The organism is Marinobacter sp. SS5-14b, assembly GCF_030541005.1.
GTDB lineage: Bacteria > Pseudomonadota > Gammaproteobacteria > Pseudomonadales > Oleiphilaceae > Marinobacter.
Genome location: NZ_JASSVM010000008.1, coordinates 1 through 15,040 on the forward strand (window position 1 = coordinate 1; position 15,040 = coordinate 15,040).

Below are 15,040 nucleotides of genomic sequence, written 5' to 3' on the forward strand. Positions count from 1 at the left end.
AGACGCAAAATGGATTGGTAGCCTGCCACATCCACCTCAAACCGGGTGTTCTGACGCAAGTGATCCTTCATGGCCTCCAGCGCATCAGGGTCTCCATGAATCAAGTTGATCGGCGTTTCGGGGGCTAAGTCACTTTGAGCCAGCCACTGTTCGATCTCTGTGAAATCTCCATGTCCGGAAAGCCCACTCAACACCTCCAGCCGGGCCTTGACCGGAATCCAGTCGCCGTGGATCTTGATCCTTTCCGCTCCATCAACCATTTTGGCGCCTCGTGTCCCCCCTGCCTGATAACCGGCAAAGATAACGGTTGTACGGTGCTGGCCGAGGAGACGTTTGAAGTGATGAAGAATGCGACCGCCCGTTGCCATACCGCTGCCTGCAATAATTACGTGCGGGTAGGCCTGATCAGCCAGCGCCTTGGAGTCCTGGACGCTGCGGCTATAATGAACGGTGCTGCACATTTCGTGGCATTCTGAACTGCTCAACCGATGCTGATCTTCGTAGCGGCAGTAAATCTCAGAAACATCAATCGCCATGGGGCTATCCAGATAAACTGGCAACCTTGGAATTCGTCCCGCCTTCATCAGGTCGGTGAGCATATGTTGCAAGACCTGCGCTCTGCCCACGGCAAAGGCCGGAATCAGTATATTGCCCCCTTTGTCGACCGTTTCGTTGACGATGTCCGCCAACTGCGACAACGGGTCCGCATCGTCGTGGCGACGATTGCCATACGTTGACTCCAGCATCAGCATGTCCAGAGCTGGCAGAGGCGCAGGTGGCCTCATGAAAATATCATTGAGGCGGCCCACATCGCCGGAAAAACCGACGCATTTACCTTCCGCCTCGATGATGACACAGGCCGCCCCGAGAATGTGCCCGACCGGTCGCAGATGAAAGCGTATATCACCGAGCTGGATCACTTGGTGAAAGTCCACCGACTGAAACAGCTCCATGCAGGCTTCTGCATCCTCCTGATCATACAGGGGCTCCGGATTCTCATGCCTGCTCAGCTTATGGCGGCCGAGGTAATGTGCCTCCTCTTCCTGAAGGTGGCCGCTATCGGCCAGCAATATGCTGCATAGCTCTCGGGTGGCATGATGGGTATAAACCGCCCCCCGGAAGCCCTGCTTGTACAACACGGGGATGTAGCCTGAATGATCCAGATGGGCATGGGTCAGAAGCACGGCATCCAGCGAGGCAATATCGAGCGGCAACGGTTGCCGGTTGCGCTTTCTCAGCCACTTGTACCCCTGAAACAGGCCGCAATCGACCAATACACGTGTCTGGCCGGTTTCAACCAGGAACTTGGAGCCGGTCACGGTTTCCGTGCCACCCAGAAATGTAATGTTCATCGGCGCTCACCCTCCACCTGATTGAGAAAATGCCTGACCGGCGGCACCAGCAACTCGCTGACATCGATCTCATTGCTGCTGTGTGGAACCGTGTTGGTGGTCACCAGCGTCTGCAGGCCGGTACCCAGAAGGTAGGTGTCCGAGGCCTCCGCAAAAATGCCATGCACCGCCGCACACAGGATGGCCTCCGTGCCTTGCGCCTTAAGTGCCCTGACACACTCGCCAATGGTGCGTCCGCTGGAAATAACGTCATCAATGATGACGGCTTTCCGGCCGTTATACGCCGAGATATCCGGCAAGGTGACTTCAACGCGCCGGTCACCCAGACGCTGCTTGGTGCCAATGACATAAGGATGGTTACTGGCCTGCGCGATACTTGATACCCATTGCTCACTTTCCGCGTCCGGACCTACCAGCAACAGACCGTTTTGCCCCCGTAGCCAATCCGCCAGCGCCGGTGCTCCCTGAACAACTTGCGTGGGTATGCTGTAGATTTCGTCAAGAGACTGGTACCTGTGCAAATGTGGATCAACGGTGATCAGCCAGTCGATATGTAAAGACAAAGACTGGGCAAACACCCTGGAAGTGACCGCCTCCCCTTCTTCGAAGCGTCGATCCTGGCGCATATAGCAAAGATAGGGCGCCACCAACCCAATCGACCTGGCACCGAGTTCCCGGAGAGTTTCAAAGAGAAACAGGAGAGCAAGGTATTTGGTGTCTGGATGCGTTAGGTCGGCCAATATTACGCAGTTCGCACCTTTGACTGATGTGAGCACACGTAAGTAGGACTCACCATCAGGGAACCTCCGCACCTGCAAACTTCCCGGCTCCAAGTTAAGCTGATCACAAAGCTTCTCCTGTAATGGGTGCGGGGTGAGGCTAAACAGCACATTTTTTTCAATAATGCCCACAGTCATTCCTCTTGCGATACAGTGAAGATTGCCGGCCCCATATCGTTAAACGCCAGCGCATAATCCTGCTGCCCCGGACTGTCACTGAGTAACTCATAGAGAGGCTCTCCCTTAATGACGATATCGCCGACGTTCACCAGCAGCCGTAGTCCTGCGGTAGAACTGGCAGGCGCTCCTGCCAGCTTGGCGACACGGGCAAGCCGACGGTTGTCGATAGACACGATTGTTCCGGATTCCGAGGACAGAACTGGACGCCGAAAACGGGCTTCACCTAAGCTCTTCAGTCCCCCCTGAGCCTTTGTTATGCGCTTGAACTGCTCCCAGGCAGAGCCGTTTTGAAGTAATCGCTCTGCTTTGATCATCCCCTCTTTCACGCCAAGACCATCGGCCAGATCGAATAAATGGCCAGCCAGCAAGATGGCGCGGCTCCGTAGATCCTCCGGCGCACCCCGCTTTCCCTGCAACACGGCCAAAACATCACGGGCCTCCTCTGTCGGCCCGATCCCTGCACCAACCGGCTTGCTGCCGTCTGTCGCGATGCAGCGTACCTTCAGCCCACAGGCCGCCCCAACGCTTGTGAAAAGAGAGGCCAGCCGGTCGGCATCGCCGGGCGTTCGAACCTTGGCCGTCTCCCCCACCGGAATGTCAATCACCGCATGGGTGGAACCGGCAGCAATCTTCTTGGACAGCACCGAGGCCACGAGCTGGCCCTCACCATCAAGGTCCAGCGCTCTCTCGATGCGAATCAACAGGTCATCAGCCGGGCTGAGGTTCATCGCCCCACCCCAGGCGAGACAGGCACCGGTTTCTCTGACCACACGGCGAATCTCGTTCAGCCCAAGCCTCACATTGGTCAGCGCTTCCATGGTGTCCGCTGTTCCCGCCGGTGAGGTGATGGCACGGGAGGAGGTTTTAGGCATTACTAAGCCTGCTGCGCTGACGATCGACACAACCAGCGGCGTGGTCCGGTTGCCCGGCAGGCCTCCAACACAGTGTTTGTCGAACACACGATCCACGCCTGGCCAATCGAGCTGTTGTCCGCAATTCACCATCGCCTGGGTCAAAGCAACAATCTCATCGAAACCTAATCTGCCACCCGCACAAGCGCTCAGGAAACAGGCTATTTCGACATCGCTGTATTTGTGTGCGGAGATATCGGAGACAATGCGAGCCATCTCAGCCGGAAGCAAGCTGTGTCCGAATACTTTCCGACGAACCAGACTCAAGGATTCGATATAGGGCGCATGATGTACTGAAACCAGGTCAGACTGAGCCACCCCGAGCCGCTCTATGGCGATATCTGAAAGCCCCGCATACCCTTTGGGAACCGTTTCATCAGACGAAATATTGAGAGTTGCGATGATGGATCGTCCCTGTGAGGAAATTCCCACCCTGGAACTGGCGGAGAATCCTTCTGAAAGGCACACATCACAATCATCACGCATGTAGACGACAGGCTCCTGATGAGTATTGATACCCATCTTGAAAACCCGTAACTGACTGGAAGACGCCACCATGTATCAACATCCTTTTCTGCGTTGAAGAATAATTTCAGTGTTCTGATCAGAGGTCGTTCATACGCCCTATCTGCCTGGCCAATCGCATAGCTTCGTTCTCTTCCATGGTTAGCAACGACTGCAGTAATTCTTTCGCCTCGGGAATTTCGGCTTTGTCGGCCATGGTACGATAAAGGTCCTCTATCTGATCATGGAAATCGAATACTTCTCTGCATATGCCCTCAAAATCCAGCTGTGCGTATGACTCATCGCAGGTTCTGTGGGTCTTAATGGGATGGTGAGACAGGTAGTCGTAGACCCTTGTCTCCAACGCTTTGGAATCGCCCTGCGACTTGAACTCGTTCACAATACGTTCCATTTCCGATTCATGGGTCGCCAAATAGTCCAGCAACGCTTGTGCTCGCTCTTCTTCATTCTTAGTGGCGCAGTCGGACAGGCATCTTGCAAGATGAGCATGCAAATCCCGTGTCCAGCTAATAAGTTCTCCAAAGGTTTTGATGTCCATTTACCCGTTCCCCCTTGTTGTCATTAATCATGTCAGCAAACAGCAATTACCTACCACTTAAACTCATAAGCCTGAATTCACACTGAAAAACCCCAACAAAAGATGCAAAAAGAGTCGCTCAATAGCGTGGGCTTGATGAACATCAATTTTTCCAATTGGAAGTGTTCGTCTACCCTAAGCCGTCCAGTCGGGTTCGCTTTAGCAGGAGTGCATTTACCGCAACAAGAGCGGAGCTTCCAGACATTGCGAGCGCCGCCACCTCGGGGCTTATCACCAACGGATAGAACACGCCTGCCGCCGCGGGAAAGGCGATGACGTTATAGCCCACCGCCCAGAACAGGTTCTGGTGCATCTTGCGCAGGGTAGCGCGCGACAGCTCGATGGCTCCCAGCACATCGTAGGGGTCGCTCTTCATCAGCACCACGTCAGCGCTCTCAATGGCCACATCGGTGCCGGCACCGATGGCGAAACCCACCTCCGCCTGGGTCAGTGCCGGGGCGTCATTGACACCGTCGCCCACCATGCCAACCTTCTTGCCCTGAGCCTGGAGCTCCTTGATCTTGTCCGCCTTCTGCCCCGGCAGTACATCGGCGATCACAGTGCCGATGCCCAGCTCCCGGGCGATGCGCTCGGCGGTGGCCTGGTTGTCGCCGGTGAGCATCGCCACCTCCACCCCGCGTTCCCGCATTTTCTTGACCATCGCCGCAGCGGTGGGGCGAGGCGCATCGGCAATGGCGATAAGGCCGACCAGCTTCCCGTCCTGGGCGACGTGCACCACGGTCTGCCCCGCGCTCTGCAGACGCGCGGCCTCGTCCTTCAGGCTCGCCATGTCGACCTTCTCTTCGTCCATCAGCCGGCGGTTGCCGAGCAGCACGGTCTTGCTGCCAATCTCCGCCCGCGCGCCCTTGCCCTCGATGTTGGTGAAGCCGGTCAGCGGATCGAGCTGCAAGCCTTCGGCCTTACTTTGTATCGCCTTGGCCAGAGGATGGTCCGAGCCCTGCTCCACCGTCCCCGCCAGTGCGAGGACCGCCTCCTCGGTGCTGCCCGCCACCACGACCACCTCGACCACCTGCGGCTCGCCCATGGTCAGGGTGCCGGTCTTGTCGAAGACCACAATATCCAGCCGGGTGGCATCCTCAAGTGCAGAGGCATTCTTGAACAAGATGCCGTTCCTGGCGCCGAGGCCGGTGCCCACCATCACCGCCATGGGCGTGGCAAGGCCGAGGGCATCCGGACAGGCGATCACGAACACGGTGATAGTCAGGGTCACGGCAAGCAGCAGGCTTTGGCCGATCCACCAGAACCAGACGGCGAAGGTGAGCAGGCCGATTACGATGGCAATCACAACCAGCCACTGTGACGCTTTGTCCGCCAGCAGCTGCGCCGGGGCCTTGGAGTTCTGCGCCTCCTGCACCAGCTTGACGATCTGCGCTAACGCGGTGTCGGAACCTACCTTGGTGGCGCGATACCTGAAGCTGCCGCTCTTGTTAATGGTGGCGCCGATCACCTTATCGCCGGGCTTTTTTTCCACCGGCATGGACTCGCCAGTGAGCATGGACTCATCCACCTGGGACTCGCCCTCTAGAACCTCGCCGTCCACCGGAATCTTATTGCCGGGGCGGATCACGACGATGTCGTCCTTCAGAACCTCAGCGGTGGGAACCTCCCGTTCCTGGCCATCACGCAACACCGTGGCCTTGGGCGGCGCGAGATCCATCAGCGAGCGGATGGCGTCGGAGGCACCGGCACGGGCGCGCATCTCCAGCCAATGGCCGAGCAGGATGAACACCAGCAGCACCGCCACCGCCTCGAAAAACTGCACACCCGGGAAAAAGAGCGTGGAACCGACGCTGAACAGGTAGCCAGTACCCACCGAGAGAACGACCAGCACAGCCATGTTGAGCACGCCGTTTTTCAGCGCGCGCCAAGCGGCAACAAAGAACGGCCAGCTTGGCCAGAGCACGGCGATGCTTGCCAGTAATAGCAACCATAGGTCTAGCCGCAGCCCGAAGGGTGGCACCGGTGGTTCGAACATCCCACCCATGGGCGAATAAATGAAAATCGGGAGGCTGAAGATCAGGCAGACCCAGAAACGGTTGCGCATGTCGCGCACCATTGCCTGCATGTCCATGCTGCCGCCGTGGCCCATCTCGTGGGCCATCTCGTCCTTGGCGCCGGTATGTTCGCCGTGTTCAGCAGGATGCGCCGTATCGTCGTGGCCGGTGTGGGAGGCATGGCCATCGTGGACGGGCGTGGACACAGCCCCGGCTTCGGTCGGCGGGTCCCCCGGGTCGCAAACGTGCCTGGGCAACTGTTCTCCGGAACAGTGATAGCCGCACTCGTGTATCCGGGCCTTGATAGCCTCAAGGTCCACCGTCGCCTCATCATAGGTGACGGTCGCGCTGCCGGCCACATAGTTGACCTCGGCCTTCTTGACGGCGGGCAATCTCAATAGCTGTTTCTCTACGCCCCGGGCACTCAGTGCCGATAGCAAGCCGCGGATCTCCACAACGGTATTTTTCATTCCTTGTTTCCCTTTCCTTATTTGCAGACCGGAGCTTTCGTCAGCCCGACGCGCGCCCGACACCGAGATGGCGATGAAGCCAATTGAAGATCGGGCAGAACACCAGCCCGACATAAGCGCCATATAGAAAACTCTCAATCAATCCGAGCAGAAATCCCCACCAGGTCAGCCACTTGAACGCCGGCAGCACCTGCTCGAGAAACGTGTGCATGTGCAGGCTTTGCGGCGTCACCAGTCCATAGATCACGCAAACGATGAAGGTGACCGCCGCAAAGAGGCCCAACGCCCAGGTAACCAGTCTTGTGTCAAGCATGTTCCGTCCTCCGTTAATGCCGATGGCCAGAACGTCTGTCCGGGTCGTTTTCCGACTTGTCCGGCGCACTATGTCCACCATGCCCGCCCCCGCCGTGACCACCATGTCCTCCGTGACCGAACATATGCATGCCCACGAAAACGATGCCAATAAGCACCGAGAACCAGTTTTCCGCCAACCATTCCATAAAGACCTCTCCAGTCTGCTGCTGTACCAGCTGCCTTTGCATTACTTCAGGCCCGGGCATGGCATTTCCTGACGCAAGTCAACCACATCTGCCTGAATTCAAACTGAATTACCGGACCGAAACAGAGCACACCTTGATCTCGATCAAATTAGAAACAATGTCCTAAAATTGATGACGCATGCACTTGCCGGTTACTGAATTTACTGGAAACATGTTTTCTAGGAACACTCTGAGGAGAGAAAGGCATGAGCAACGAATCTTTCTCGGCAAGCATGCACCTTGAGCCTCAAAAAAGGCCTGCGGGGAAAAGCAGCATCATTCAGCTCAATCTTTTTCGAAAGGCGCTGAGATCTCTTCAGTTCGGCTCGTTATCGCTTACATGGCCAGATGGAGAAAAGACGTGCCATGAAGGGAAGCAAGACGGTGTACATGCAGAAATGACAATCCTGCAGTGGCATGTCATTGATCGTCTGATCACCCACGGTGATGTGGGACTGGGAGAAGACTACATGGCAGGCAAATGGTCCACGCCCAATTTGCTTGCCCTAATGCGCCTTGTCACGGTGAACATAGTCGTTTTTGACCGCGCTTTACGCTCCAGCGTGGGGCTCCGGTTATGGCATTGGTGCAAACATCGGTTGTTTTCCAATACGGTTAAGCGCAGCCGCGAAAACGTCCATGAGCACTACGATTTAGGCAACGACTTTTATCAGCTATGGCTGGATAAGAGCATGACCTACTCCTGCGCCCTGTTTGGTGGCAACGAGTCCCTCTCGCTTTACGAGGCACAGCAAGCGAAATATGAGCGGATCCTTCAGCGACTGGCACCGGGACCCGGAAGCCGCATCCTGGAAATAGGCTGTGGCTGGGGCGGTTTTATGGAAGTGGCAACTGCACACGGGTGCCATGTAACCGGGGCAACCTTGTCCAGCGAACAGGCGGATTGTGCCCGCCAACGACTCCGGTCCGCCGGACTGGAGGGAAATACCGAGGTGCGTTTACAGGACTACCGGGAACTGTCGGGTCCGTTTGATTTCGTGGTATCAATCGGGATGTTTGAACACGTGGGCGAGACCTATTGGCCCACTTACATGAAGGATGTACACGATTATCTGAGACCCGGCGGCAAAGCACTGATACAAACCATTACCATTGCCGAGGAGCGATTTGAGCGGTATCGCTCCGGCAACGACTTTTTGCGGGCACCCACCAACCTGATTATTCCACCACATCAATATCTTGATAACAATGTGTTGGAGATAGGCACCGATGCCACAACCGGTTAACGCGTGTCCGTCGATTGCAGGAATCATTAATCGATAAAAGGAAACAACCATGAACGATCGATTCCGCCCCTCCTTGTCGGATATACCGGTTTCACCACGTCAGATCACTCTGTATATAGGCATTGCGGTTGCGGGACGATTACAGTGTTCGGTCGCGACTGGAAGATATTCTCGGTAGTGAAACCCGCAAAGCTGTTGCCAAACACGAATTGATAGAACTTGCACACACCAAGAAAGGCAGGGAGCCCGCCTTCGACCAGCCGCTCACAAAAGCGGTGATTGGCCAACCGCGGTCCGTCCGACGGGGGCGGCAGCTAATAGAAGCGGACATCTCTGCCGCGGCTTCGGCAAAGATGGCTAAATTTGGCATTGAATTGCCCGACATTCGTTTTAAGCGGATCAACTACAATGAAAGCGTTCGCCAGAATGATCAGCAAACGCCAGCAGATTGCCGAGCGATTCCGTTCCGAGGGTGCCGGCGAAGCCGCTAATTATCGGCGACAAGGAAAAGGATTTGCAGCGCATTGAGTCTGAAGCCTATCGGGAAGCTCAAACCATTCAGGGGGTGGCGGACGCGAAAGCCACGGAAATTTACGCAGCGGCGTATAACCAGTCGGAAATATCCCGTGATCTGTATGACTTTGTCAAAACCCTGGAGACCTATAACCGGGTGATCGACTCTTCCACCACGCTGGCATTAACCACTGAAAGCGAGCTACACCAACTGTTGAATGGTATAGGCCAAAACCCCTGAGGAGGGCTTGATGAACAAGCTGGCGTCCACGATTCGTTGCCCCGTGTGTGATATGAAAAAAATCAATCGCTCGCTACTATGGAATTACCAGGGTATCAACCACTATTTCTGTTCGCGTCAGTGCCTAGAGCGATTTAAATCCCGCCCGCATCTGTTTGTGGGCGATCCTCAACACGGATTGTCGCCCAAGCAGAAAAATCAAGTGATTCTAAAAAAACGCCGCATGCGACTCCGCGAAATAATCAGCGATGACCTCAAGGCTGATTTGAAAACATCACTGCAGTCGCTGATGGGTATTGATGCAGTGGACTTCACGGATCAGGAGCTGTATGTGACTTACGATCTGCTGCAGGCTTCCCTGGAAGATATCGAAAAAACCATCGAACAGGCGGCAGCCCGGCTGTCAAAAGGTATGGCGGAACAGGTAAAACGCGGGCTGATTCATTACAGCGAGGAGTGTGAGCTCGACAATCTCGCACACCTGACCAAAAACAGTGACTGTCATTGAGCAAGAAAGCATGGGAAAAGGCATCAACTACACTTAGTCTACCTTTTTGCGGCGCGGTGTGGGGGGGCGTTGCTGTTTCAGAGCTTCTGGGCATAACCGTCATCTACAGGGAACTGAGCCACAGCGAGTTCAAACGCTGCCTGAAGCAGGGTTGGTTAAAAGATCTGATGGTTGGTGGGTAAACCACTCGCGACAGCTTAAAGGAACCTTTTGAAAGCAAAAACAATTTTGTCACCCCGAGGGTCTATATCGATCTGGCGGAAGAGCTTGCTCCCTATGACGTGGATTATAAAGGCGTCATCTCCTATGGGCCTCTCGCCACGTTGATCGGCTGGGTCGCACAGGCGGTATTAACGTCATGCGAGTGGAGCTAAGGCGAAAGAAGGCGGCTTGAAGATCAGGGATCTATGTTAACGAGCGTTCACTTATAAGTGACACCGTGTCGGTCAAATATTTCATAGACTTCTCTTGCTTCCTCCGCCGGCAACATCACCCGGATCGTCTGCTCATCCTTATCAATATAGATCAGATCCTGTGGAATTTCGCTGCCAATAAGGTCGTCTCGCGTATTGTGTGCCTGATCCATGTTCTCGAACTTACCATTAATAGCTTTACCCATCTTGTTTCTCCTTGTTGTTTAGCTTCTGCATAAAGCATAGATAACACATCAATTTCTGTAAATTTATGACATTGCCACGGACCGAGCGCCGTCCTTGAAACCATTCGCGGAGGGCTTAAGACCCGTAAGTCGCGGATGATCGCCGGCCAGCCACACGCCTGCGTAACAGAGCTGACCGCGATTCGTGTTGTGTGCGGAAAACTTCCTGAGGCCTCCTCGACCGCACCGTTAGCCAGTGGCCCTTGCCATTCGGATTATCTTCCCCTCGGTCGGGGTGACTCCGCTTTCTTTCAGGCGGATGTCTGATTAACGCAACAGTGAGAAAGTCAGAACTTGACCTGTCCCCACAACCAGGCCTTGTCCGTATCCACACCGCGACCATCCTCGGCATAGCTGGCGAACTTGGCACCCACCGTGTAATGTTTGTTGACTGGGTAGGCAGCCAGCAGCCCCAGCTCAGAGCCATAGCTCAAGCTATTGATGTCACTGCTGTAGTCATGAAATATGGCCAGCAACTTGACTCCCTTTACTGCGGCACCCGCCGATACGTAAAGATCCTGCAGGCCATCGTCCGGGGTGACCAAGAACTGGTCGGCCCAACCGTTCATTGCGTGAAGCGTAGCCAGAGGAGTCTGAAATGATCGGCCGTCGTCCGACTCCAGGGTTTCCATGCCCACCTTGACCGTAACGCCATACGCGGCGAGGCCCGCTTCCGCCAGCCAATAGGCGGCCTCAAAGCTTTGCGGGTTGTCTGCATAGTCCTTCTGGATTGCGTACTCCAGAGTGTACAGGACTTTGGCGTCTTCCGTTACATCGGTGCCACCAGTGAATCGCAGGCCAAAATTCTGGGTTGAGTTGACGTCTGCGGTGGTGAAGTCGAACAGGTAACCGTAGGCGGTCAGGGTTCCGGCGGCCAATCCCTGATACTGAACATTAAAAATCGGCGACTGCATGGGGAAATTGCCATTCGGGCTGGCGTCCGAGAATATCCGGTTAGCATTGTAAAGATAGCCCGCTGTAATCGTCGTGTCCGGAAGCGACTCGTTGGTGCCGACAAAGGCATCGAAGGTTTGCTCATTCTGGCGCCAGCCAACCGTACCGATAAACCGGTGATTGTCCAGAGCAAAGCGCTGACGGCCGTAGGTCAGGCTGGTATCCGAAAAACCTTTGTAACGCACGTAAATTTGGTTGACTTCGGTTTCCGTCGGATCAGCGACTACTGAGTGATCGGTTATGCCATTGATGGTGCTATTGTAGTTCTCATTCCCCACAGCGGACACATCTTCCGCCTCGGCAAACACCTCAAACCCCTTAAAATCACCAGTCCGGTACCCCAGTCGGGTTCGAACGGTAGAAGCATGGGCTTGATCAAGAGGGTTGTCCTGATCCACAAATTCGTAACGGTAACGAACATCAAGCGAAACCTTTCCCCCGGTTAAGGCTTCGGTAAAGGTCATGGACAGGACAGGCGTTGCGGCAGAGGCCAGAACCGAACCAATGGCCAAGGTCAGCAACGACTTCTGGTTTCTTTGGCCTTTCCTGGCAGTGAGCGGCGTTAGCATCGTTTTCATCCTAGTGGTACCTTCTGTGGCCGTATAAGGGGTGAGTGGAGTCAATGTTTCATTCATGAGTCGATAATTCAGTTTAGGGCGCCTATGTCCGCGGCAACCTTGATATCGGTCAGGTTGAGCCTGACTCGCACCCTATACACAGCCTAGAGTAAATCTCGTGACCCTCCCCGGCAGCCTCTAGTTTATAGAATTACCCGCACACCCTAGGCACTCACAGCATTCTCCAGGGCTGAGAAGGCCGGCGCGCTGGCCAGACCCTACTCTGCCTCAAGCGGTTTCACTCGGCGTCCGGCTTGAACACCGGGCCATGGCGCAGGGTGTTGACGTCATTAGCATCGGCATACCCGCAAGCTATCTGAACAATCCTCTCGGTCGATAAAGGAAAAGCGGGAGTTGACGGTTTTCAGCCTGTAGACACGTTTCCGACCCATAAGGATTAGCAATTGACTTAATAGTTACAAAGCCATAAAGTTTCGCAACATAATGCCAATGATTATCACTTGTACCCAGAAACTTAAATGATAACGGAGAACAACCGTATGTTTAGACCTTCCCAACTATCACTGGCTGTGGCGATCAGCCTGGCCCCAGCCATGGGCTCTGCCGCTGGCGATGACCAGCCCCAGACCCTTGACGCCCTGGAAATCATTGGCGATGCGTCTGCAGCCCAAACTCTGCCGGGGTCAGGCTATGTAGTTGGCGATCAGCAGTTGAAAACCGAGGTTGAGGCCGACATCAACCAGGTATTGAAAACCGTCCCGGGCGTGTATGTACGGGAAGAGGAAGGTCAGGGCCTGCGCCCTAACATTGGCATTCGCGGTGCCACCGCCGAGCGCAGCAGCAACGTCACACTGATGGAAGATGGCGTTCTGATCGCCCCGGCGCCCTACTCCAATCCGGCCGCCTATTATTTCCCGACGTTCAAGCGCATGTCCTCGCTGGAAGTACTCAAGGGTGCCCCGCTGCTGCGCTATGGTCCGCAAACCACCGGCGGCGTGATCAACCTGATTTCCACACCCATTCCCGACGAGCAGAAGGGCTACGTCGAAGCCGTCACCAACGAGCGCGGCTCCACCGACGTTCATGCAACCTATGGCGACACGAACGGTGACTGGGGTTACCTGTTTGAAACGGTCCAGCGCTCAGCGCAAGGCTTCAAGGACATTGACCGAAGTAACCGCAACAGTGGCTTCGACATCAGTGATTATGTCGGCAAGCTACGCTGGCAGGGTGATCGCCAGAGCGTGACCGCCAAGCTGCAGTATTCCGAGGAAACCTCCAACTCGACCTATGTCGGACTGACGGATGCGGACTTCAACCAGGACCCCAACCGGCGCTACGGGCTTTCCAGTCCCGACCAGATGGATAATACTCACTCCGGTGTCAGCCTGACTCATCAGTTCGAGTGGAGCGACAATGTAAGCAGCACCACAACCCTCTATCGCAACGACTTCAAACGCAATTGGTACAAGCTCAGTGGCGCCGGAAACATCATCGACCAGGCAAACGCCGGTGACGCCAATGCCCAGGGTATTCTCGACGGTACCGTTGACACCAGCGGCCTGAATTACAAGAACAACGCCAGAGAGTACGTCTCCCAGGGCGTGCAGACAAACTTCGATGTAAACATTGGCAACCACGAATTCGACTTCGGCGCCCGCGCCCACGAAGATGAAATGGATCGCTTCCAGCCGGTGGATGTGTACGACCAGGTCAATGGCTCCCTGGTGTTCCAGAACAGCGTGGCCCCAACGGGCAGCAACAACCGCTTCGAGACCGGCGAAGCCCTGAGCTTCTGGGCACTCGACAAATGGCAGGCGACGGACAAGCTCAGCATTAATCTGGCCCTGCGCTACGAAGATGTGCAGACCAGTCGCACCCAATACGCGGATCCCGGCCGCACAACCATCGACAGCACCCGCGCCAATGACAGCGCTGAACTCCTGCCCGGCGCTTCCTTTACCTACGACCTGACCCAAAGCTGGCAGGTTCTGGGCGGTGTGCACCGGGGTTTCTCCCCTCTCGGAGGTGGTGCCAGGGCAAACGAAGATCCGGAAACCAGCAAGAACTGGGAGGCCGGCCTCCGGTACTTTGGCAATGCGTTCTTCGCGGAAATGATCGGCTTCTACAGCGACTTCTCCAACAAGGCCGAAAACTGTTCCGTGGGCTCGCCGTGCAGCAATGGCGCCACCTCTGGCAGCTTTGTAACCGGCGAGGCTGAAATTTCCGGTGTTGAGTTCCAGCTCCAGACCGGCACCCGGGCAGGCGAGTTCTACCTTCCGGTCAGCCTTACCTACACCTTTACCCAGGCGGAAATCAGCAAGGACAATGCCGCTTCGGGCCTGAAAAAAGGCGAGCAGCTCAAGGACGTACCTGAAAACCAGATGAGCTTCCGGACAGGCATGGAACACCCGAGTGGCTGGGACAACTACCTTGTGGCCACCTACGTCGATGAGATGTGTGTCAGCGCGGGATGCAACAACACCGCCACGAAACTGGACGAGACCGAGTCCCTGTTCCTGGTCGATTTCATCAGCCGCTACGCACTGACCGCCAGTGCCGATGTCTTCCTGAAAGTGGACAACCTGTTCGATGAACAGCAAATTGTCTCACGTTTGCCCGATGGCGCCAGGCCAAACATGCCACGTACCGCTTCGCTGGGGATCAGCGTTAATTTCTGATCAACAACCCAAGGCCAACTGATCGGCGGCGAGTTCGCCTTTGCATTCCCTCTCTGTCATAGCCCCGGTTTCCAGCCGGGGTTTTCTGGCTATGAGAGACCTAACAACCTAATCCCGACAGACTGCCAGACGACTCCACGTGCGCGTCGGTGCGCCCCTTTTTCAGGAATTGATTATTGCCAGATAGCTATGTACCCAGAAACTTCAGATGAACTCTATTCAGAGCGGGGCAGACAAAAAAATGGGCAGATGAATATCTGCCCTAAAAACCTGAGTACTTCATTAACTCGCAAGAACTATATCAAGCTAAAC

The 15,040-nt window shown here is 55.5% G+C and carries 12 protein-coding genes and 1 pseudogene; 5 read left to right on the plus strand and 8 right to left on the minus strand.

Features of this window, described 5'->3' with window-relative positions; genetic code table 11:
• The 6 genes from QPL95_RS15390 to QPL95_RS15415 form a co-directional block, all read right to left on the minus strand.
• A partial coding sequence (locus tag QPL95_RS15390; protein WP_273085723.1) for an MBL fold metallo-hydrolase RNA specificity domain-containing protein occupies positions 1 to 1,352 on the minus strand: 1,352 nt, incomplete at its 3' end.
• The gene (locus QPL95_RS15395) at positions 1,349 to 2,269 is read right to left on the minus strand and encodes a ribose-phosphate diphosphokinase (RefSeq protein WP_303291875.1); all 921 of its coding nucleotides are present in this window, start codon (positions 2,267 to 2,269) and stop codon (positions 1,349 to 1,351) included. The genes QPL95_RS15395 and QPL95_RS15390, both read right to left, overlap by 4 nt.
• Positions 2,266 to 3,780, minus strand: a complete 1,515-nt coding sequence (locus QPL95_RS15400) for a thymidine phosphorylase family protein (RefSeq protein ID WP_303291876.1) — start codon at positions 3,778 to 3,780, stop codon at positions 2,266 to 2,268. Before QPL95_RS15400 ends, QPL95_RS15395 begins: the two co-directional genes overlap by 4 nt.
• 46 nt (positions 3,781 to 3,826) lie before the next feature.
• Positions 3,827 to 4,285 (minus strand): ATPase, encoded by a 459-nt coding sequence (locus QPL95_RS15405; protein WP_303291877.1) that lies wholly within the window; start codon positions 4,283 to 4,285, stop codon positions 3,827 to 3,829.
• Between the two features lie 169 nt (positions 4,286 to 4,454).
• Positions 4,455 to 6,809, minus strand: a complete 2,355-nt coding sequence (locus QPL95_RS15410) for a cation-translocating P-type ATPase (RefSeq protein ID WP_303291878.1) — start codon at positions 6,807 to 6,809, stop codon at positions 4,455 to 4,457.
• A 40-nt stretch (positions 6,810 to 6,849) separates the two neighbouring features.
• Positions 6,850 to 7,122: a DUF5676 family membrane protein gene (locus tag QPL95_RS15415; RefSeq protein WP_091854502.1), complete on the minus strand. Its 273-nt coding sequence runs from the start codon at positions 7,120 to 7,122 to the stop codon at positions 6,850 to 6,852.
• Positions 7,123 to 7,554: 432 nt separating this feature from the next.
• On the opposite strand from QPL95_RS15415, the gene QPL95_RS15420 reads away from it, so the two are divergent.
• From QPL95_RS15420 to QPL95_RS15430, 4 genes and pseudogenes are all read left to right on the plus strand, one after another.
• The gene (locus QPL95_RS15420) at positions 7,555 to 8,595 is read left to right on the plus strand and encodes a cyclopropane-fatty-acyl-phospholipid synthase family protein (protein WP_303291879.1); all 1,041 of its coding nucleotides are present in this window, start codon (positions 7,555 to 7,557) and stop codon (positions 8,593 to 8,595) included.
• A gap of 128 nt (positions 8,596 to 8,723) precedes the next feature.
• Positions 8,724 to 8,972, plus strand: a pseudogene (locus QPL95_RS18560) (hypothetical protein); the annotation flags it as partial.
• 137 nt (positions 8,973 to 9,109) lie between these two features.
• Complete coding sequence (locus tag QPL95_RS15425; RefSeq protein ID WP_091855218.1) at positions 9,110 to 9,349, plus strand: hypothetical protein; 240 nt, start codon at positions 9,110 to 9,112, stop codon at positions 9,347 to 9,349.
• 10 nt (positions 9,350 to 9,359) lie between these two features.
• Positions 9,360 to 9,857, plus strand: a complete 498-nt coding sequence (locus QPL95_RS15430) for a hypothetical protein (RefSeq protein ID WP_092034298.1) — start codon at positions 9,360 to 9,362, stop codon at positions 9,855 to 9,857.
• Positions 9,858 to 10,278: 421 nt separating this feature from the next.
• On the opposite strand, the gene QPL95_RS15435 is transcribed toward QPL95_RS15430, so the two are convergent.
• Both QPL95_RS15435 and QPL95_RS15440 read right to left on the minus strand, forming a co-directional pair.
• Positions 10,279 to 10,476, minus strand: a complete 198-nt coding sequence (locus QPL95_RS15435) for a hypothetical protein (protein WP_091855216.1) — start codon at positions 10,474 to 10,476, stop codon at positions 10,279 to 10,281.
• A gap of 326 nt (positions 10,477 to 10,802) precedes the next feature.
• Positions 10,803 to 12,047 (minus strand): alginate export family protein, encoded by a 1,245-nt coding sequence (locus QPL95_RS15440; protein WP_303291880.1) that lies wholly within the window; start codon positions 12,045 to 12,047, stop codon positions 10,803 to 10,805.
• 539 nt (positions 12,048 to 12,586) lie between these two features.
• Here QPL95_RS15440 and QPL95_RS15445 point away from each other — a divergent pair.
• A complete protein-coding gene (locus QPL95_RS15445) occupies positions 12,587 to 14,728 on the plus strand; it encodes a TonB-dependent receptor (RefSeq protein WP_303291881.1) in 2,142 nt (713 codons plus the stop codon).
• Positions 14,729 to 15,040: the final 312 nt, after the last annotated feature.

Coding starts and splice junctions, on each gene's coding strand:
- QPL95_RS15410 (WP_303291878.1), bottom strand. CDS start 6,809: ATGAAAAATACCGTTGTGGAGATCCGCGGCTTGCTATCGGCACTGAGT.
- QPL95_RS15445 (WP_303291881.1), top strand. CDS start 12,587: ATGTTTAGACCTTCCCAACTATCACTGGCTGTGGCGATCAGCCTGGCC.
- QPL95_RS15405 (WP_303291877.1), bottom strand. CDS start 4,285: ATGGACATCAAAACCTTTGGAGAACTTATTAGCTGGACACGGGATTTG.
- QPL95_RS15430 (WP_092034298.1), top strand. CDS start 9,360: ATGAACAAGCTGGCGTCCACGATTCGTTGCCCCGTGTGTGATATGAAA.
- QPL95_RS15415 (WP_091854502.1), bottom strand. CDS start 7,122: ATGCTTGACACAAGACTGGTTACCTGGGCGTTGGGCCTCTTTGCGGCG.
- QPL95_RS15440 (WP_303291880.1), bottom strand. CDS start 12,047: ATGAAAACGATGCTAACGCCGCTCACTGCCAGGAAAGGCCAAAGAAAC.
- QPL95_RS15400 (WP_303291876.1), bottom strand. CDS start 3,780: ATGGTGGCGTCTTCCAGTCAGTTACGGGTTTTCAAGATGGGTATCAAT.
- QPL95_RS15395 (WP_303291875.1), bottom strand. CDS start 2,269: ATGACTGTGGGCATTATTGAAAAAAATGTGCTGTTTAGCCTCACCCCG.
- QPL95_RS15420 (WP_303291879.1), top strand. CDS start 7,555: ATGAGCAACGAATCTTTCTCGGCAAGCATGCACCTTGAGCCTCAAAAA.
- QPL95_RS15435 (WP_091855216.1), bottom strand. CDS start 10,476: ATGGGTAAAGCTATTAATGGTAAGTTCGAGAACATGGATCAGGCACAC.